The sequence below is a fragment of the Bifidobacterium tibiigranuli genome (assembly GCF_009371885.1).
GTDB classification, from domain to species: domain Bacteria; phylum Actinomycetota; class Actinomycetes; order Actinomycetales; family Bifidobacteriaceae; genus Bifidobacterium; species Bifidobacterium tibiigranuli.
In genome coordinates this window covers 116,120-134,040 of sequence record NZ_QLZA01000003.1, presented here as the reverse complement: position 1 = coordinate 134,040, position 17,921 = coordinate 116,120, and the positions used below count along the sequence as shown (strand labels likewise).

Here is a 17,921-nt window from a genome sequence, read left to right as displayed (position 1 = left end):
ATGTCTGCGAAGCCGCAAACGTTGCGTTTCGACCGCTACTGTGAGGCTACCGTACAAAAGGTGACGGAAATCGACTGAATACCGTTGCGTTTTGTACGGTAACAGCGTGTTACCGTACAAAACGCAACGCAATCGAGAGATTTTCGATGCTGATGGCTGGATTCAAGGCCGGTCGGAGCCGAATCTAGGTGAGCCGGGGCTATTCGAGGCCAGTTGTTCAACCGGCCACAGCTAAGCGCTCAGCCGATGATGCCTAGATGTTCCAGCAGTATGTTGGTGCCGATTAGAATCAGCACGATGCCGCCGGCAATCTGCGCCGGCTTCTGCCAACGCAGGCCCACGACACGCCCAAGATACAGGCCTGCGGCAGTGAACGCGGCCGTCACGATGCCGATGACCCCGATGGCGAAGGGCACGCTGAACTGCATGAATGCGAAGCTCACCCCGACGGCGAAGGCGTCGATGCTGCACGCGATGGCCAGCGGCATCATGTGGCGCCAGCCGAACTGCGGGGTTTCGTGCGCATTGGCCTCGTCTTCGTGCAGCGCCTCGTAGATCATGTTGCCGCCGATCAGGGCGAGCAGGCTGAAGATAATCCAGTGGTCGAAGGATGCGACGTAGTCGTTCAGCGCGGAGGCTCCGATGTAGCCCAGCAGGGGGAACAGCGCCTGGAACCCGCCGAACCACAGTGCGGTTTTCAGCGCGTCAAGCGGGCGGATGCGGGTTGCCGCAAGGCCTTTGCCGACGGCGACGGCGAACGCATCCATAGATACGGAAATAGCAATAAGCAATGGTTGAATAATCATATGTGGTATTCAAAGGGTTCATCGCCGGTTTCCCGCCGATGGGCCTCGACGGCTTTCACAGCCTACGCCTCGGATACCGACATAGAACTGCCGGTCTGAAGCCGGCTTTGAATTCACAGCGAATGCTGTCCGCATGTCGTTTAATTAACAGATCCTACTATACCACCGGATTGCGGAGGCGTTAAACTCACAGCGCAGTGCGCTGTGAGTAGCCGACGCCGAGGGCCCACCAAGGGCCCGAGGAAACAACGGAGTTCACCCTTGGCCAGTCGTCAAGCCACGAACCGTCACAACTCCCGCACTAACTTGACCCTTATGCGGGCGTTGTGACGTATACGGCCAGTCATATGACACAAGCCCCGCATAGGTTCCGTCATCATGCGGGAATTGTGACGTTAGGATAGCGATTCGGCGGCTGGGGAATGTTCGAGGCGAGGAAAGCGTGCGGACGAATCATGCTCGCCTGCTGCACATAGCCGCAGACACAGCCGCAGATACGGCGAAAGCCACCCGAGTGGGTGGCTTTCTTTGCGGCTGCGATTTATCTCTTCGCGTCCTTAGCGGACGCTCAGCCTCGGCTAGTAAGAGTCCACTGGACTCTTACTTTGACGCCTCGGGCCTTTACCAGTGCCCTTGGCAAGCGTTCCACGAAATCAGGCCTGTGCCGTCAGGCGCTCGCGTGCGGCCTTGATCTGCTTGTCGGCCTCGTCGATGCCGGCCCAGTAGTCGCCGGGCTGTACTTCCTTGCCCGGTTCCAGCGCCTTGTACTGCTCGAAGAAGTGCTTGATCTCGGCTTTGTGGAAGTCGTTGACGTCATCGATGTCCTTGATGTCGTCGAAGCGCACGTCGGCGGGCACACACAGCACCTTGTCGTCGCCGCCGGCCTCGTCGACCATGTGGTACAGGCCCACGGCGCGGCACTCGACCACGCAGCCGGGGAACACGGAGTTCGGGATCATCACGAGCGCGTCAAGCGGATCGCCATCTTCGCCCAGCGTGTTGTCGATGTAGCCGTAGTCGTCCGGGTAGCCCATCGCGGTGAACAGCGTGCGGTCGAGGAATACGCGACCGGTCTCATGGTCGACTTCGTACTTGTTCTTGGAGCCGCGAGGAATCTCGACGACTACGTTGAATGTCTCTGCCATTATTCGTTTCTCCTTATGATCTTCGGCCTGCTTTCGTCGCAGGCCGTATTCGGTTGATTATGGTCTTGAGCAGCCCAGCGCAAGCGCCAAGCTTTCAATGCCTTACCTGGCCTAGCGTACCCGCACCACGCGAAGGCGAGTGCCGCCTTGTGTGGTGCGGATAGCAGGTCAGCCGGTCGGCATCTTCGGTATGCTGCGCTCAGTATTCAACGCTGAGGATATGCGCGACATCCGCCCACGGCGCGAGGGACACGAAATTGTCCCAGCCCCAGTCGAATTCGCGTCCGGTGAGCTCGTCTCGGAGCCTGACCGCGCGATCGGTGGGCAGCCCGTAGTCGCCCAGTTCGAGATGCACCACGGCCTGATGGCTGTTATGCGCGTCGAGATTGACGACCACGATCACCGTGTCCGGCTTGCCGGTGCCGGTGAGTTCGGCCGGCACATGGCGGATGAAGGCGATGATGCTCTCATCCTCGCAGGGCAGCAGATTCAGGTCGTGGTAGCTGCGGCAGGCGGGGTGCGCTCGCCGGATGCGGTTGAGCGATGCGAGCAGCTCGCCGATGCCGTACTGCCCGGCCTGGCTCCAATCGCGCACCTTGACCTCGTACTTCTCGTTGTCCTGCTGCTCCTCGTAGCCGGGGCGCTGCCGGTTCTCGATAAGCTCGTAGCCGTTGTAGATGCCCCAGGACGGCGAGCCCATGGCCGCCAGCACCGCGCGGATCGCATGCCCGGCGATGCCGTTGTCGCGGATGTAATCGGTGAGGATATCGGGCGTGGTGGGCCAGAAGGTGTTGTGCTGGTAGAAGGCCTCATCGCTGTTGGTTTCGAGCAGGTAATCGTCCAGATTCCACTTTTCGTTGCGCCAGGGGAAGTAGCAGTGCGACTGCGTGAAGCCGACGTAGCTCAGCGCGCGCATCATGCCAGGGCGGGTGAAGGCCTCGGCGAGGAAAAGCACTTCGGGGTGTTTGCGCGTGACGGCGGCGATCACGTCCTGCCAGAAGCGCACCGGCTTGGTGTGCGGGTTGTCGATGCGGAATATGGTGACGCCCGCCTCGATCCACAGGTCCATGAGCCGTTCGACCTTGCGCTCGATGCCGGGCATGTCCGCGTTGAAATCGATGGGATAGATGTCCTGGTATTTCTTCGGCGGGTTCTCGGCAAAGGCGATGGTGCCGTCGGGCTTGTGGCGGAACCAGTCTGGGTGCTCCTTGACCCACGGGTGGTCCGGCGAGCATTGCAGCGCGAAGTCGAGCGCAATCTCCAGATTCAGCTCATGGGCGCGGGCGCACAGCGCCTTGAAGTCGTCCATGGTGCCCAGCTGCGGGTCGACGGTGTCGTGGCCGCCCAGCTCGGAGCCGATGCCGAAGGGGGAGCCGGGGTCTTCAGGGCCGGCGACCAGGCTGTTGTTGCGGCCCTTGCGGTTGGTGACGCCGATGGGGAAGATTGGCGGCAAATAGACCACGTCGAAGCCCTGCGCGGCGGCGCGTTCGAGCCCGCTCACCGAGGTGCGCAAAGTGCCAGGGGTGATCTTGCCGGTCTGAGGGTCGCGGGTCGCGCCTTCGGAACGGGGGAAGAACTGGTACCAGGCCGTGAAGCTCGATTTCGGCCGCTCGACATGGACCGTCTTGGGATGGCTGGGCGAGATGGCATCGCGCAGCGGATGCTCGACGTGCAGGCGCTCAATGGCCTCGTTGTCGGCGGCGGCAAGCCGTTCGTGCCCGTTCAGGCTATGGTCGGCGATGCGCTCGGCAGCTTCGCGCAGCGTCCGGCGCTCGCTTGCCGACAGTCCTGCATCGTGCCTGTCTGCCCAGCGGCTGAGCAGATTCGCGCCCGAGTCGAGAGCGTTCTCCACATCGTCATGGACATCGACCTTGATGCGTGCGTCGTGCAGCCAGGAGGCGTAGGTGTCCTCCCAGCCTTCGACGATCAGACTCCAATCGCCGAGCTGGCGGCGCAGCGCGGGCCATTCCTCGTCCCAGGGCTTCACGGTGCTGTGCTCGCCGGCCTTGAGCGTCACGGCCCAGCGGTCCAGCCCGGGGTTGACGCAGGCCATCGGCATGCGCAGCATCTCGCGGCCGCGCGGGTTGCGCAGCACGGCCGTTGCGCCGATTTTGCTGCGGCCTTCGATGAAGACCTGCGCGGTGACGGAGAAGGTCTCGCCGAGTTCGACGCGCACCGGGAACACATCGTTTTCACGGCTCGGCGTGATGTCGAGCACTGCGACGCGACCAAGCTGCTCGGGCGAATCGGCCGGCAGGGTGGGGGCTGGGGCCTCTTCGCCTGGCTGCAGGTGGATTCGTGGCATGCGCGACTGCGTCGAGGCGGCGGAATGACGCGATCCTGCGGCTTTCGAATGCCGTGCACGGTGCACTTTGGGCGGGACCGGCGGCTTGGTGACAGACGCGGCGTCCTGCTTGGCGGACGCGCCTGCCGAAGCCGTTGCGGCGGCGGTGCCGGCGGAATCGTGGCGTTTGGATGGTGCTTCTTTGCTTGTGTGGTGTGTAGCCATAATGCCATTGTAAGGTGCGTGCGGCGCAGGATGTGTTTCTATGACCGCATGTCGGCGGCTTTGCCGTGTTGATAACGCGGTGATCAGTGGTGTCGTACCGGTTAAGGGCGCTGTTGTGAAGGCATTGTTTGCGCTCGTCGCGTGCGCTGGGTGCCGGCAGATGCTGGTAGATGTCTGCAGCGAAGTTATCCACACCGCAGTTATCCACAGGTGAGTTATCCACAGGTGAGTTATCCACAACACGCCGAGACCCCAAGCCTTCGACCACAGTACCCGTTTCAGGATGCGCGGGGATGCCCAGCTATGACAGGCTCGTTATCACGCACACTATGACGTTGCGTGCCAACGAAAGGAAAGATCATGAACGCAATGCTACGAAGCCGGTTGACGGCCATCGTCGTCGCGCTGGCGGCGGTCCTGATGGCAGTCTGCTTGCCTACGGTCGCGCGGGCTGCCGATTTGCGCAGGCCGGACAACAGCCGTTATCTCGTATACACAGTCGATGGCAAAGCTCTGCGCCTCGGGGTGATCGCTCAGGATGACGACACTGATTATTACTGCATCGAAACAGGCTCGCTCGCCTCCTATCAGATCGACGAGGTGCGTGAAATTGCCTCCACTGATGACGCGCGACGGCTGGCCTGGCTCATAGACCATTACCGAGGCGGCACCGATCAGCTCACCTATGCCGCGATCGCCGTGCTTGCGCATGATCACTATGACCTGAATCAGGCGCTCTGGGCACCTCACCGCGAGAGCATCGTTCGCACGCATGCCGGCATCCTCGAACGCGCCGATGCATTGTGGCGCGAAGCCGCAGCGCATGCGTCCTCCGGCGCGAAGATCACGCAGCGCTACGCGCAAGGGCTGCGCCAAGGCGTTGTGGAGGCGATTGTCACGAATGCCGCGGGCTCGCCCATTGCCGGAGTGCCCTATACGGTTATGCTCGACGGCCCGGCGCGCTTCCAGAACGGAAAGAACTCCATCAGCGGCGTCTCCGGCGCGCAGGCAATCGCGCATAGCTGGCAGGCGACTGGCGCAGGCGAGGTGACGGCGTCCATATCCTATGATCGTCCAACGCTTGAGCATATCGTCAGCGGACAGGACTTCGTGCGCTTCGGTGGAATGAAGCAGGTGCGTGGTAGTGCCATATCGTTCACGGTTCGCAAGGATTTCACGCCTTCGCTGGATACTCGCGTGTCCGCGAAAATAGTCGACGCGGGCCAGAGCGTGGTCGATGAGGTGACTTCCGGAGTGCGCGGCGCAGACAGCCACTGGCCGCAAGGTCTCAAGCTGGCGGCGACTGGCTGGTACTTCGACAAGCTGTCACCCGGCGCGCTGAATGAAGGCGCATCCGTGCAGCCAGGCGAAAGCGCGGCGGCGTTCCTCAAGCGGTTGGCGCAAGCGGGCCACAAGCCCTCAGCGTACGGAGCTGCGAGCTTTACCGGGCCTGGTCAGATGGTGAAGGTGAAGGCCACGACGAAGCCTGGTGGTTCCGAAGCGTACAAGGCCCCAGCCGCCGGAGGATTCGGCACCTGGGTATGGGCCTTCGAGCGCGGGACACTGAGCGAGCAGGCGCGCGAGTATGTTCTTGCCGACGCTGTCATGCCGTTCCTGGAAGTAGCGGAAACCAACGCGCATCGAGCCAGGCTCAGCGTGCGGTCCAGCGTGACCGAACACAGCGCAAGCGTGGGATCCGAGCTCAGCGACACCATAACCGTCTCCGGCTTCCCGGACGATCACGGGTCGTTCGCAGGCAGCAAGGCATTCGGCTTCGGGCCGGACCGCGCGCATGTGCAGGTGAGCGTGTGGTGGTCGGGCGATGCGAATGACGCCGCCAATGATGAGCAGTACCGCCCCAGCACAGCAGACGTGCCCAAGGAAGACGAGCATCACCGGCGCATAGGCACGTGGAACTACGCGGCTGCCAACGGCACCTTCCGTATCGGTGCCGGGGTACCTGACGCTCATGGCAAGCCGGTGAACATCCGCGGCGAAGCCCACGGCTGGTACGTGTTCGTCTGGCAGTTTGCAGGCGACGACCGCGTCATGCCGGCGGCAAGCGCGTACGACGATGCCTGGGAGCGCACGCGCGTCGAGGAATTCGCGCATCCCAAGGCACCGGTGATCACCACTCAGGTCGATCACGACAAGGTCAAGGTCAATGAGCCGTTCAGGGATGTCGCGCGGGTCGTCGGCGATGTGAAGGAAGGGTCATACGTCGAATTCGGCGCGTACGAGGCCGTAGCCAAAAGAGTCAAACCCGGAGCGAATGCCAAGCTGCTCGACGGCGACCGCGTGAAGCTGAACCATACGTCAGGCGACCAGAAGGTGCCTAGCAGTCAGGTGCGCTCAGCAAAGCCCGGATTCGTGTACTGGAAGGCCACGGTATTCTCGCCGAAGGGCGATGTGCTCGCCACGCATGAACTCGGTGCCGAGGGAGAGGTGGTGGAGGTCGTTGAGGACAGCAAGCCGACGCAGCCAGCCCCGAACCAGCCGAATCCAAGTCCCGGTCCCGGCAATCCAGCTCCTGATAAGCCGGCCGCCGACCGGCCTGCCGCCTTGGCTAAGACGGGTTCCTCGGTGGTGGCATTCGCCGGAGTCGGCATCGTCGCAGCACTCGTCGCTCTGCTTATGGTCGCAGCGATTCGCCGACGCATGTGAAACAGCATGTGAGGATGTGTGCGAGTGCGAGTGCATGAAAGCGCGCGGAACGAGTGCGAGTGAGTGCGGGGCGAGTGCGAAAGTGCATAAAAATGCATGAGGAGAAAGGCTCTCGCAGTGATTAGGCTGGCACGGCAACAACTATGGAGTTGCGGTGCCAGCCCGATCACTACTCAGTGTTTCTTACTCAGTGTTTCTTGGTCGGTGGCTCTCAGTCAGTGGCTCAGTGTCCCGGCAGCCTACTTGCCAACCAGTCGTGGAATGTAGCGCTGCATCATGAACGCGCCGACTAGGCCGCAGCAGCCCATTAGCACGGCTGCGCCGGCCAGACTCGATACTGCCGTCATCGCTGAAATGGCGAGCGGACCGAATGCTGAGCCGGAATCCGAGAACACACGCCAGCCGCTGAGGAAACCGGGCATATCGTCAGGCGCGTATCGGGCGGCGAGATCGGAGCCCAGCGTCATGACGATGCCGCTGCCCAGACCATTCGCCATCGAGAAGAGAATCGCGACGACGATGTACGACCATTCGCCTAGTGCGAAGGGGAGCAGCAGATGGCTGATGCTGATGCCGACCAGCACCGGCACGGCGGCCCAGCGGCGGCCGAAACGGTCCATGATCTGCCCGGAAGTGTAGAAGAGCGAAAGGTCCACGGCCCCGGCGATGCCCATGATGAGCGCGATATGCGATTCTGAGACGTTGAGTTGCACGCCCCACAGCGGCAGAATCACCTGGCGGGAGGCGCGCATGGCCTGCAGTATCCCGGCGGCGGTGCCCATGCGTATCAGCACTGGGAAGTAGGTGACGATCGGCAGACGATGGCGGGTCGGCTGCTGTGCCGCGTCGTCATCGGCCCCGTTGCTGGCGTCGGTGTTTGTGCCGGTCTTCGTACTGGTGTCAACGGAAGGAGATTGCGATACCGCAGGCGCAGGTGAGGCGGTTGCTGCAGAAAGCGTGTTTTTATTATGCGATTCAGCGGCGGCCTTGTTCTTGGAGAGCATCTGCTCGGGATCGGGTATCACCCACAGCACGATCAGCACGGTTATGCATGCGACCACATGCAGCCAGTACACGCTGCGCGAGCCGGCGAACGCGATGACGGGGGAGGCGAGGAACGGGCCGACGAAGTACCCGACCCTGGTGGTGCCGCCGAGCAGCGACATGGCGCGGGCGCGGTACCACAGCGGGGTCCATACGGTGAGGAAGGTGTGGCGTGCGAGGTTGAAGGCGGCCGAAGCGATGCCGATCATCAGCACTCCGACGGCCAGCATGGCGAGGTTCGGGGCCCTCCAGCAGATGACCGCTGACACGATTGCCACGATTGCGGACAATCGCATGGCGAAGGTCTCGCCCCAGCGCGCGACGATGATGCCTGCGGGCATGTCGCCTATCACCACGCCGATCATGAGCAGGCCGGATATGATGCCCGCCGTGGCGACATTCGCCCCCAGCGCCGTCGCGGTCAGCGGCACCACTGGAATCAGCGCGCCCTCACCGGTCGCGAAGAGAATCGCGGGCATATACACCGGCACGAACAAGTGCCGCAAAAAATCCGTCTGATCCGACTTCGCGTTCTGCTCCATATCGTGCGCCATCCCAGGCCGTGCCTCCTCTTCGTGCTGTGTCACTGTTTCATTCATCCTGCGTGAACCGTCGTAAGCGTAAGTTAAGGAGTTCCCGTCACAGCCCAATGAACTGCAACTGTGGCTAGCTAGCTGTTTGCGCAAGAATTCCCTGCTGACCCTAGCAGTATAGCGTGTGCCTGTATGCTGCGCTGCTGCCCGATTCAATACATGGAATAGTCAAGAGACATGTCTGCCATAAGTTTAAGGAATATGGGCTCAAGGAGGCAGCCATTAACTGCCGAAAGTATCAGGTGTCTCTACCGGCATAGCAAAAAACAATCACAAAACACGGTAAAAACGGGAGTACTAGACATGTAGGATGTCACAGCGTGCGTCACGCCACGCCAACACTGGCTTCGACCCAGTCGCGTAACTGCTTGAGCGGGATCGAAGCGCTTGTGCCGAGGTCGGTGAGCGCGTATTCGACTCGTGCTGGCACTTCGGCATACACGGTGCGCGTGATAAGGTCCTCTGCTTCCAAGCGCTTGAGGGTATGAGAAAGCACTTTCGGGCTGATGCCTTCGAGAAGCCGACGAAGCTGGCCGAATCGCAGCGGACCAGCTTCAAGTGCGCCGATGGCCAGCGCGCTCCATTTGTTGGCGAGAAGATCGAGCATGTCGCGGCATGGGCACATCGCGGCGTAGACATTGTTGCGGGCGCACGCATCGGCTGGTGCGGCAGCAGAAACAACAGAAACGGCAGAAACGGCAGAAGAAGCAGAAGCTACAGGACTCTGAGACATAACCTAAAGTATATCAAGTTTCCTAAAGAAACCATATATCCTTGACGGTAACTGGCTACTGTTTGATACGGTGCTCGCATGAATATAACAACAACAGCTATAGGCTATGAAGCAAACCTGCCCATCACCAATCCGTCGAGTCTTGTCGAGCGTGAGATAGAGTTACCTTCCCCTCGCGCACATGACCTGCTGGTCGAGATCAAGGCCGTATCCGTGAACCCAGCGGATGTGAAACTGCGTGCGCAAGCGTCTGCGAAAGATTTTCCCAGCGGATTTCGTGTGCTCGGGTTTGACGCGGCGGGCGTCGTCAAGTCGGTCGGTAGTGCGGTCACCCTATTCAAGCCAGGTGACGAAGTCTTCTATGCGGGAACGATTGACCGGACGGGAACGAATCAGCGCCTGCACCTGGTCGATGAGCGCATCGTCGGGCGCAAGCCCGCTTCGCTCTCATTCGCGGATGCCGCCGCGCTTCCGCTGACTTCGATTACCGCTTGGGAGGTGCTGTTCGATCGATTCGGGCTTACGTCCGAGAGTCGCGGCACCTTACTCGTGGTCGGGGCTACGGGCGGCGTGGGTTCGGTGATGGTGCAGCTGGCCGAGGCCTTGCTGCCGAAGGTGTCGGTGATTGCCACTGCGTCCACGCCAGAACGCGCCGAATATATCCGAGAGTTAGGGGCGGAATACACAGTGAACCATCGCGGCGACCTTACTGCGCAGGTTTTGAATATCGCCCCGCAAGGAGTGGACTGGCTGTTTACTGCACATTCCGAGCATCAGCTGCCGCTGTATGCGGAGATTGTTCGTCCATTCGGCCAGATTGCCGCCATTGATGACGGCCCGCGCGATGTCGAGCCGCTGAAGGCCAAGAGCATTACATGGCATTGGGAGCTTATGTTCACGAGGCCGGTTCAGCAGACGCCGGATATGATTGCTCAGCATGAGCTGCTCGACCGCGTTGCCGATCTGGTCGACGAAGGCCGGCTGCGCACGACCGTCACACGGACGATCACGCCGATTAATGCGGCTACGCTGCGGCAGGCTCACGAATTGGTAGAGTCCGGGCGCACCGTCGGCAAGGTCGTTGTGGCAGGTTGGAAGTAGTAGGGCTGCGTGCAGCTGGGCGCCGGACTTCGGGTTGCGGCTCGGGTTACAGACAATGTCATGTACAGCACGCTGTGCCTGCAGGAGCGCATCTTGCTGATGTGCGGCGGTTTGACATCGAATGCCAGTAAGCGTAAGCGTTCTGGTTTTGTATACCTTATTGCGCTCTGGCATGTATGTGGTTCATGGCGCAGTCCATCTGACTGTTCGCCCGGGTCGCTCTTAGCTGCTGTTTGAAATTCATTAGGTTGATTTGAGTGAATAGGGCGGTCTTACGTGAGAAAACACTCACACGGTAGCTCCCAGAAACGTTGGAATTTCGCCAAAATGCCGTGTGCTGAATTCATCGGCTACTTGACGAAGTGCCTAATGAACGAAAAAACACCTAATGAATGAGTAAACGACGATGCTGATGTGCCGTGGGAGCGTATGGAACCTGTGCCATCCGACCGTAGCGCTACAGCCATTCATTAGGTGCTTTTTTCGTTCATTAGGCAGACACGAAAGTATGCGACGCATGTGTGACGTGCATGCTGTCTCGTAATCGTTGATATTTCGCCGATCCTAAATGCGCGATGAAGCTTCGTGGTCGCCCACTCAGACAGCTGCACATGGAAATCAACCTAATGAATTGTCTACGCGTCTCTAGTGTGTACTTGTTCGCCTGCATCAGTTGCGGGAACCGGAATTCGAGCTGCTGCCGCTGCTAGTGCAGCCGCCTTCGTGACGTTCGCTGCCATCGTCTGTGTGCTGTGCATCGCCATCGGCCTCATGCTTGCCGCCATGCGCAACCGCATCGGCTCCACTGACCTTGCCGATTCTGTCGAGAGCTAGGGGTGTGTGATGCAGAGAAGGCGCGTATTTTGCCGATTTTCACAGCGTCTGCATCACCTAAGAATATTCGCAACGACTGCCCGAAGCGTGTTATCGATTGTTGGTGAACTTGCCTGCCAATGTATGCACCTGCCTGATCTCGCTTGAGGATAGCTCCCATTGCCTGAGTTCCCCTGCGATGAGCTCTGGATGCTTTTTGCTGATATCCCGTAACGCGTTCCCGACGGATTTGCGCATATACAAGCTGCTGTCTTCCTTGTGGGCGGATAGTAAGCGTATGGCTACTTGCGGATTCTCCTTGAAATATGGGCGGCTCGTCCATATTCTCAACCCTTCCGAAACGGCCCTGCGCGTGTTCGCGCAATCGCTATCGAGCCAGTTTTCGATAACCGGCAGCGCCTGTTCGTAGCCGGTCAGCCGGCAGTAGCTGTCGAATGCCTTTGCCAGCACCTCTTGGATTCGCCAATTATCATGCTGGCTCACTGTGTCTCTGAGGAAGAGCAGCGCATCGTCGTTCTCGGCTGCGCAATATCCCAACATATACACGCCGCCTCTTGAACTTGATAATTGCCGGATTCGTAAAGCGCCAATCCCATGGCATAGCATTCTTCCAGCGGATGAGACTCGTAAAATTCCTCGGCGTCGTCCCGTATCAGCGTGAAGCTGATTTTTTCGGAATATCTCTCTTCGAGGAGAGCGGGGAAATCCGTGTAATCGTTCATTATGGTGTCTCCGAGTCCGACTGTGCGCTATGCCTTATCGATAGCTCTCAAACCGCTTATTGCCTCAATTGTAGATGTGCCGCAGTGCGCTGTGACCTCCTACTTGACTTTCCCCAACGGAAAGTATTATGCTTTCCTTATCGGAAAGTAAAAGTCTCGAACTCCCTTGCGAGGCACGGCAGTAAAGGAACTCATCATGGATAACAGCAATGAGCCGTCTGCAACGCAGGCCAAAGAGCTCCTCGACTCTCTCGCTGTCGACCGGCGGGCCCTCAGCGGCAAGGCAACCGTGTCTACCTGGTACGCCTTGCTGAGCGGGTTCGTGATGTTCGCCTTTGCGGTGATGTCGGGTTTCATGATTCGAGAGAACAATCTTGCCCTGCTTATACCGATGATGACGGTATGTATCATTTTTATCGGCATATCCATCTGGTATTCGATTCGTTCGGGCGTAGGCATAGTCCATCCCAGAACCAGAAAAGCTGGCGTCCTCTACGTGCTCAGCAGCGTAAGTTTACTTGTGGGGCTCCTGGGAGGCGTAGCTGTCGCGCTGTTCACGTCGCTGCATTGGGCGGTCTTCTGCGGCATCGCTCTGCTGTTCGAAATGCTAGCTGCGGCGTTGCTTGTGCTGTATGGCCGCGAGCAACGCCGTGCCATCGAAGCAGGCGAGTGAGCCGATGGCCGATACGACGAAAGTTCCAGCCAAATTCGATGAGCTTATCCATGAACCCACCAGAATGCGCATCTGCGGTCTGCTGGCTCAGACGACTGCGCTGAAATTCAGCACGCTCAGAGACACGCTCGGCGTCAGCGACGCTGTCTGCTCCAAACACGTCAAGGCGCTCGCCGATCGGCAGTACGTAACCGCAAGCAAAGTCAAAAGTGAGAACAGCAACCATCAGGTGTCATGGATATCGCTCACCAAGCAAGGCCGCCGAGCCTTTGACGGGCACATGAACATGCTCCGCAACATAGCCGAGGGCAAGTGATTGCGGGGAAGGGGCGTCTGCGAATTTCTAGCGGCGTGTGTATTGCGAGATCAGAAAATAATTTAGTTAGACAAATCTAATTAGATGTGATAAACCGTAAGTGTGATTGAAGACAGCATCGCGACCATCGCGAACTATTTCTGGAAGCAGTCGATCGACCATATCAACCGCTTGTTTTCAGATGAGGAGCGGCGGCGTTTCAGCGTGAACGACTACTACTATCTGACCGTCATCAGCCAGATGGGCGAATCGAAGATGGGCGATGTAGCAGCCGCGCTGCACCTGACGAAACCTTCCGTCACGGTGATGGTCGAACGACTCAAAAAGGCTGGGCTGGTTTCGACATCCCGCTCGCAAACGGATCGGCGCGTCGTCCTCCTGCGGCTCACCGACAAGGGCGCGCAGCTGATTCAGGGGGACAATGCGATGTATGGCGAGCTTGCGGATAGCGTTCTCGGCCAGCTTACGGATGCGCAGCGCGCCGATGCGGAATGCCTGCTCGGCATGGTCGCCGAGCATATCACCGGACAAATCGAGGGACATGCTATCAACCAAATCGCAGAGCAGACCCAATGAGCTGGCTCTACCTCTTGCTCGCAATTGGTTGCGAAGTGCTCGGAACCACGACGTTGAAAGGCTCGCAGCACCTGCTCAGCGTCAACACGGCCGTGATGCTGTCCGCGTACGGGCTGAGTCTGGTGTTCCTCTCGCTGGCATTGAAGCGCATCGACATCGGCGTGGCCTACGCCATCTGGTCAGGGCTGGGCATCACCGCCATCGAGGTCATCGGCGTGCTTGCGTTTCATGAGCGGCTGGATTGCATGAAAATCATCTTCATCGCGCTGATTTTGGTTGGTACCATCGGATTGAACTTCACGCGCGTCAGCTGAGCGGTGCAGTCGTGGACGAATCGGGCTGCGCGACAACGTTGGGCAAAGTAGGAACGGGTATTGGTATTGCGGCATGCATCAGCCGGTGTCATCGAATTTGAAATGTTGCGGGAATCGTGCCTGTGGGGGAGCGGAGACCTGTAGACCCGTAATTGATGCCATTTCAGTTTGGTTAAGACACATTTGGCTGCTGCTTGAACATCTATTAAGCAGATTTGAGTGAACGAGATGGTCAGGCACGAGAAAACACTCATATGTTAGCTGGCAGGAACCTTGGAATTCCGCCAAAATGCAGCGGCCAAATTTGTTGGCTACTTTGAGAAGTGCTTAATAGACGAAAAAAGTGCTTAATTGATGGGTAACCGATGATGTTGTTTGCCGGTGGCTTATGTGGACGCTTACCCGAGCGGGCAGATCGGGCAGATCGGGCAAATCGCGTTGCAGACGCTTATTAAGCACTTTTTTCGTCTATTAAGCACATGCATGAAGTATGCGGCGGGTGCGCAATCGTGCAATCATTGGAATTCCGCCAATCCGAACTATGCGTCGAAGCTCCATGAAGCCCTGTTCGGGCACTTGCGCATGGAAATCTGCTTAATAGATTTCCATGCGCCTCTTATTTATGCCTGTTCGTCTGCGTCAGTTGTTGCTGGAACCGGAATTCGAGCCGTTGCCGTTGCTGGCACTGCCACCATTGCCGCCGCTGAAGCTGCCGCGCATGCCGCCGAGGCCGATCTGGCCTTCCATGATGGATTGGGGCGAGCTGATGGTGCCGTTGTCGTTCTGCCCGATGACGGTCACGGTGTCGCCGGACTTGAGGTCGCTGATCTTGCCCTTCGAGGTCACCGTGACCGGCGTCGAGGAGGAACCTTGAACGGTTACCGTCGTGCCGTCTGCCTCCTTGATGGTGATGGTGTCGCCGTCGACCTTTGTCACCGTGCCGCGCGCACCGAAGCCGCCCATCATGCCGCCGCTGCCTGAGCCTGAACCGGTGCCGCCGTTCCGGTTTCTCATGCCGTAGCGGCTGTACGATGACGCGGGGGAGGCCGGTGCCGTGCTCCGGCCGAGGAAGAAGCCGCCGGCGCCGAATATCAGCGCTGCGACGACGACAATCAGTATCCAGGTCACCGTGTTGATCTTGGGGCCGTTTTCGCGTGCGACAGCAACCGAAGCGGCGGAGCTGGGCGGCGTGGAAAGAATTCGCGCCGTGTTGGGATTGTAAGCCGGTCTCGGCTGCGACTGGATGGGCTGCGGCTGAGGCTGATTAGGCTGGGGCTGATTGGGCTGCTGGATATATGGCCCTCGGGCTTGGCCTTGCTGGGGTTGAGGCTGCGGCTGCTGCGGCAAACTCTGTTGTGGTTGCTGATACTGGGGCTTACCTTGATTCGGCTGGATGTTGTTGCCGCTCTGAGGCTGCGGATTCGGATTGGTCATGATCTTGTTTGCTTTCTTGGTAGATGATAATTATGTTGGTACATGCTGTGTTGGCCGGCCTATGCGGCGTCGTTGACGTCGTCCCTTTACGGTCCTGCTCCTACGCCGCGCTACTCATGCCGCAGCGCCTCGACCGGTTTCAGCGACGAGGCTCGGATGGCCGGGTAGCCGCCGAAGATGATGCCGATGGCCACGCTGACGCCGAAGGCCAGCACCACCGAGCCGAGCGTGATGACGGGTTTGATGCCTGCAATGGTCATGGACGACAAGGCGAAAGCTGTGCCAACGCCTAGAAGCCCACCGACGGTCGACAGAATCGTCGCCTCGATGACGAACTGCAGGGAGATCACCCATCGGGGCGCTCCGAGCGCCTTGCGGATGCCGATTTCCCGGGTGCGCTCCGAAACCGTCACGAGCATGATGTTGGTCACGCCGATGCCGCCGACGACAAGCGATATGGCCGCAATCGCCGCCAGCATGGTGGTCAGTGACGAGGTCACCGACGAGGTGGTCGAGAGCAGTTCGGACTGGGTGGTCACGGTGAAGGTCGCGTTGGCCGGCTGGATGCCCATCTGGCCGGCGATGATATCGGTCGCCTCGGCCGCCGCATTGTTCACGGCCTGCGTCGATTTGGCTTGCAGGGTGAGCGAGGAGAGATTGCCATAGCCGGTCAGCGAACGCTGGGCCCGGGCGATGGGCACGATGACATCCTCGTTGACCGAGGAGCCGCCGGTCGTGTCCTTTTCGGCCATGACGCCGTAGACGGTGAACGGCGTGGAATCGACGGTTATGGTCTTGCCGACCGCGTTATCGCCGGAGCCGAACAGGGTCTGCGCCAAGTCGGCGCCGATGACGGCCGTATTGCGGGCCAGCGTATTGTCGATGGTCTGGAAGGCCGTGCCCTGGGCCAGCTTGGTGTCGGTCACCGTGAAGTAGTTCGGGGTCACGCCGAGTACCTGCGTCGAAGTGGACTGCGAGCCGTAGGCCACCGTAGTCGAGGTCGAAACCTGCGGCACGACCTGCGCCACATCAGGCGCGGCATCCGACTTCTGCAAGGCGTTCGCGGAGGCCATAGTCAGGCTCTGCGCGCTGGTTGATCCTGAGCCAGAGCCTCCGCCGGCATTCCCGTATCGGCTCATGCCGCTCGACACGGTAATGATATTGGTGCCCAGCCCTTCGATGCGGGAGGTCACCGAGGCCGAGGCTCCGGAGCCGACGCCGACCAGCAGAATGACCGAACCAACGCCGATGAGGACACCCAGCAAGGTCAGCGCCGCGCGGGTCAGGTTCGAGGCGATCGAACGGAACGCCGAGGAGAAGATCTCGCCCAAGCCCATCAGATCACCTCCGTTTGCGCGAGGTCGCCTGCGTTGCTGCCCGCAATCGCCCCGCCATCCCCGCCTGCCAAAGCGGCCAAATTCGGGTCTGCGTAGCTCTGCAAAGTCGCAGCCAGCGGCGAATCGACCGCTGCATATGGCGTTGTCATTGCCGCAGTCGTCGCAACAGCACTATCGGCGATAAGCCGGCCGTCTTTCATAGTGACGACCCTGTTGGCGCGCGCGGCCACGTCATCCTCATGCGTGATGAGCACCACCGTGCGGCCTTGGGCGTTGATTTCGGCGAATACATCAAGAACGTCCGAGGTGGCTTTGGAATCGAGATTGCCGGTCGGCTCGTCGGCCAGAATCAGAGCCGGCGCGTTGACCAGCGACCTGGCCACGGCCACCCGCTGCTGCTGACCGCCGGAAAGCTGCGAAGGGAAGTGCTTGGCCCGCTCGGCCAGACCGACCATCGAAAGCGCCAGTTCGGCCCGCTCCTGGCGCTCGCGGCGGGCGACTCCGGCATAGGCCATGGGCAGCTCGACGTTGGCCAGGGCCGTCATGGTCGATATGAGGTTGAAGGACTGAAAGACGAAGCCGATCTTGCGGTTGCGTATCAGCGCCAGATCGCGGCCGCGCAAATGCGAGACGTCGTCGCCGTCTAGGTAGTAGCTGCCGCCATCCGGCTCGTCCAGCAGTCCGAGAATGTTCATCATGGTCGACTTGCCCGAACCCGAGGCACCCATGATGGCGAGGAATTCGCCCGGCATCATGCGCAGATCGACCCCGGCGAGGGCCTGCACCACCGACTCGCCTTCGCCGTAGGTGCGACGCAGATCGTGAATCTCGATGACGGGGGTCTGCGGGCCGCCATTCGTTGAAGCTGCGGCTCCGGCCAGCTGAACTGTCGGCATTGCTGCCTGCACTGGCATCCGAGCCGTCGACTGGACAGGCGGCAGCACTTCGGTTTCCGACCAGTCGCGCGGCGAGCCGCTCAACTGGCCGTTCGCATCAAGCTGTTCGGATGCGCCAGGCATTCTCGCAGAAACGCCGGCGAGCACATCGTCGGTGGATACGTTGCCGGTGGACGCGTTGTCAACCGGAGCATCGGCGGAGCTGTCATTTGCATTGCGCATCA

The 17,921-nt window shown here is 60.0% G+C and carries 16 protein-coding genes; 6 read left to right on the top strand and 10 right to left on the bottom strand.

The features are described 5' to 3' along the window. Nucleotides 1–239: 239 nt before the first annotated feature. From DDF78_RS03445 to DDF78_RS03435, 3 genes are all read right to left on the bottom strand, one after another. A complete protein-coding gene (locus DDF78_RS03445) occupies nt 240–806 on the bottom strand; it encodes a manganese efflux pump MntP (RefSeq protein ID WP_152580391.1) in 567 nt (188 codons plus the stop codon). Nucleotides 807–1,459: 653 nt separating this feature from the next. Beyond that, the gene (locus DDF78_RS03440) at nt 1,460–1,951 is read right to left on the bottom strand and encodes an inorganic diphosphatase (protein WP_152580390.1); all 492 of its coding nucleotides are present in this window, start codon (nt 1,949–1,951) and stop codon (nt 1,460–1,462) included. A 199-nt stretch (nt 1,952–2,150) separates the two neighbouring features. Beyond that, on the bottom strand, nt 2,151–4,256 hold the full coding sequence (locus DDF78_RS03435) for a maltotransferase domain-containing protein (protein WP_237564537.1): 2,106 nt from the start codon (nt 4,254–4,256) through the stop codon (nt 2,151–2,153). A gap of 564 nt (nt 4,257–4,820) precedes the next feature. Between DDF78_RS03435 and DDF78_RS03430 the strand changes: the two genes are divergently transcribed. Then, on the top strand, nt 4,821–7,124 hold the full coding sequence (locus DDF78_RS03430; RefSeq protein ID WP_152580388.1) for a peptidase: 2,304 nt from the start codon (nt 4,821–4,823) through the stop codon (nt 7,122–7,124). A 239-nt stretch (nt 7,125–7,363) separates the two neighbouring features. Here DDF78_RS03430 and DDF78_RS03425 read toward each other — a convergent pair whose 3' ends face one another. Then, entirely contained in the window at nt 7,364–8,755 is a 1,392-nt protein-coding gene (locus DDF78_RS03425; RefSeq protein WP_162000674.1) for an MFS transporter, read from the bottom strand. A gap of 331 nt (nt 8,756–9,086) precedes the next feature. Next, nucleotides 9,087–9,494: a winged helix-turn-helix transcriptional regulator gene (locus DDF78_RS03420; RefSeq protein WP_152580386.1), complete on the bottom strand. Its 408-nt coding sequence runs from the start codon at nt 9,492–9,494 to the stop codon at nt 9,087–9,089. A 78-nt stretch (nt 9,495–9,572) separates the two neighbouring features. Here DDF78_RS03420 and DDF78_RS03415 point away from each other — a divergent pair, with 78 nt between their 5' ends. After that, nucleotides 9,573–10,595, top strand: coding sequence for a zinc-binding alcohol dehydrogenase family protein (locus DDF78_RS03415; protein WP_152580385.1), 1,023 nt, complete (start codon nt 9,573–9,575; stop codon nt 10,593–10,595). Between the two features lie 924 nt (nt 10,596–11,519). Here the strand turns inward: DDF78_RS03415 and DDF78_RS11925 are convergent. Both DDF78_RS11925 and DDF78_RS11920 read right to left on the bottom strand, forming a co-directional pair. Beyond that, nucleotides 11,520–11,912: a DNA alkylation repair protein gene (locus tag DDF78_RS11925; RefSeq protein WP_202613188.1), complete on the bottom strand. Its 393-nt coding sequence runs from the start codon at nt 11,910–11,912 to the stop codon at nt 11,520–11,522. Further along, a complete protein-coding gene (locus DDF78_RS11920; protein WP_202613187.1) occupies nt 11,909–12,151 on the bottom strand; it encodes a hypothetical protein in 243 nt (80 codons plus the stop codon). The genes DDF78_RS11925 and DDF78_RS11920 overlap by 4 nt, the downstream gene beginning before the upstream one ends. Nucleotides 12,152–12,347: 196 nt before the next feature. Here DDF78_RS11920 and DDF78_RS03405 point away from each other — a divergent pair, with 196 nt between their 5' ends. The 4 genes from DDF78_RS03405 to DDF78_RS03390 all read left to right on the top strand — a co-directional run bounded on the left by DDF78_RS03405 (nt 12,348) and on the right by DDF78_RS03390 (nt 14,030). Continuing rightward, nucleotides 12,348–12,824, top strand: a complete 477-nt coding sequence (locus DDF78_RS03405) for a hypothetical protein (protein WP_152580384.1) — start codon at nt 12,348–12,350, stop codon at nt 12,822–12,824. Beyond that, nucleotides 12,784–13,140, top strand: a complete 357-nt coding sequence (locus tag DDF78_RS03400) for a transcriptional regulator (RefSeq protein WP_237564529.1) — start codon at nt 12,784–12,786, stop codon at nt 13,138–13,140. The genes DDF78_RS03405 and DDF78_RS03400 overlap by 41 nt, the downstream gene beginning before the upstream one ends. A 102-nt stretch (nt 13,141–13,242) precedes the next feature. Next, nucleotides 13,243–13,716, top strand: a complete 474-nt coding sequence (locus tag DDF78_RS03395; RefSeq protein WP_152580383.1) for a MarR family winged helix-turn-helix transcriptional regulator — start codon at nt 13,243–13,245, stop codon at nt 13,714–13,716. Then, on the top strand, nt 13,713–14,030 hold the full coding sequence (locus DDF78_RS03390; protein ID WP_152580382.1) for a DMT family transporter: 318 nt from the start codon (nt 13,713–13,715) through the stop codon (nt 14,028–14,030). Before DDF78_RS03395 ends, DDF78_RS03390 begins: the two co-directional genes overlap by 4 nt. 639 nt (nt 14,031–14,669) lie before the next feature. Here DDF78_RS03390 and DDF78_RS12185 read toward each other — a convergent pair. From DDF78_RS12185 to DDF78_RS03375, 3 genes are all read right to left on the bottom strand, one after another. Continuing rightward, nucleotides 14,670–15,464: a preprotein translocase subunit YajC gene (locus DDF78_RS12185; protein ID WP_152580381.1), complete on the bottom strand. Its 795-nt coding sequence runs from the start codon at nt 15,462–15,464 to the stop codon at nt 14,670–14,672. A gap of 110 nt (nt 15,465–15,574) precedes the next feature. Then, a complete protein-coding gene (locus tag DDF78_RS03380; RefSeq protein ID WP_152580380.1) occupies nt 15,575–16,801 on the bottom strand; it encodes an ABC transporter permease in 1,227 nt (408 codons plus the stop codon). Continuing rightward, the gene (locus tag DDF78_RS03375) at nt 16,801–17,919 is read right to left on the bottom strand and encodes an ABC transporter ATP-binding protein (protein ID WP_237564528.1); all 1,119 of its coding nucleotides are present in this window, start codon (nt 17,917–17,919) and stop codon (nt 16,801–16,803) included. Before DDF78_RS03375 ends, DDF78_RS03380 begins: the two co-directional genes overlap by 1 nt. Between the last annotated feature and the right edge of the window lie 2 nt (nt 17,920–17,921).

What these genes read in the sequence shown, in the direction of transcription:
- DDF78_RS03390 (WP_152580382.1), top strand. Translation starts at nt 13,713, where the DNA reads ATGAGCTGGCTCTACCTCTTGCTCGCAATTGGTTGCGAAGTGCTCGGA.
- DDF78_RS03445 (WP_152580391.1), bottom strand. Translation starts at nt 806, where the DNA reads ATGATTATTCAACCATTGCTTATTGCTATTTCCGTATCTATGGATGCG.
- DDF78_RS03435 (WP_237564537.1), bottom strand. Translation starts at nt 4,256, where the DNA reads ATGCCACGAATCCACCTGCAGCCAGGCGAAGAGGCCCCAGCCCCCACC.
- DDF78_RS03405 (WP_152580384.1), top strand. Translation starts at nt 12,348, where the DNA reads ATGGATAACAGCAATGAGCCGTCTGCAACGCAGGCCAAAGAGCTCCTC.
- DDF78_RS03430 (WP_152580388.1), top strand. Translation starts at nt 4,821, where the DNA reads ATGAACGCAATGCTACGAAGCCGGTTGACGGCCATCGTCGTCGCGCTG.
- DDF78_RS03440 (WP_152580390.1), bottom strand. Translation starts at nt 1,951, where the DNA reads ATGGCAGAGACATTCAACGTAGTCGTCGAGATTCCTCGCGGCTCCAAG.
- DDF78_RS03420 (WP_152580386.1), bottom strand. Translation starts at nt 9,494, where the DNA reads ATGTCTCAGAGTCCTGTAGCTTCTGCTTCTTCTGCCGTTTCTGCCGTT.
- DDF78_RS03375 (WP_237564528.1), bottom strand. Translation starts at nt 17,919, where the DNA reads ATGCGCAATGCAAATGACAGCTCCGCCGATGCTCCGGTTGACAACGCG.
- DDF78_RS03380 (WP_152580380.1), bottom strand. Translation starts at nt 16,801, where the DNA reads ATGGGCTTGGGCGAGATCTTCTCCTCGGCGTTCCGTTCGATCGCCTCG.
- DDF78_RS11920 (WP_202613187.1), bottom strand. Translation starts at nt 12,151, where the DNA reads ATGAACGATTACACGGATTTCCCCGCTCTCCTCGAAGAGAGATATTCC.
- DDF78_RS12185 (WP_152580381.1), bottom strand. Translation starts at nt 15,464, where the DNA reads ATGACCAATCCGAATCCGCAGCCTCAGAGCGGCAACAACATCCAGCCG.
- DDF78_RS03415 (WP_152580385.1), top strand. Translation starts at nt 9,573, where the DNA reads ATGAATATAACAACAACAGCTATAGGCTATGAAGCAAACCTGCCCATC.
- DDF78_RS03400 (WP_237564529.1), top strand. Translation starts at nt 12,784, where the DNA reads ATGGCCGCGAGCAACGCCGTGCCATCGAAGCAGGCGAGTGAGCCGATG.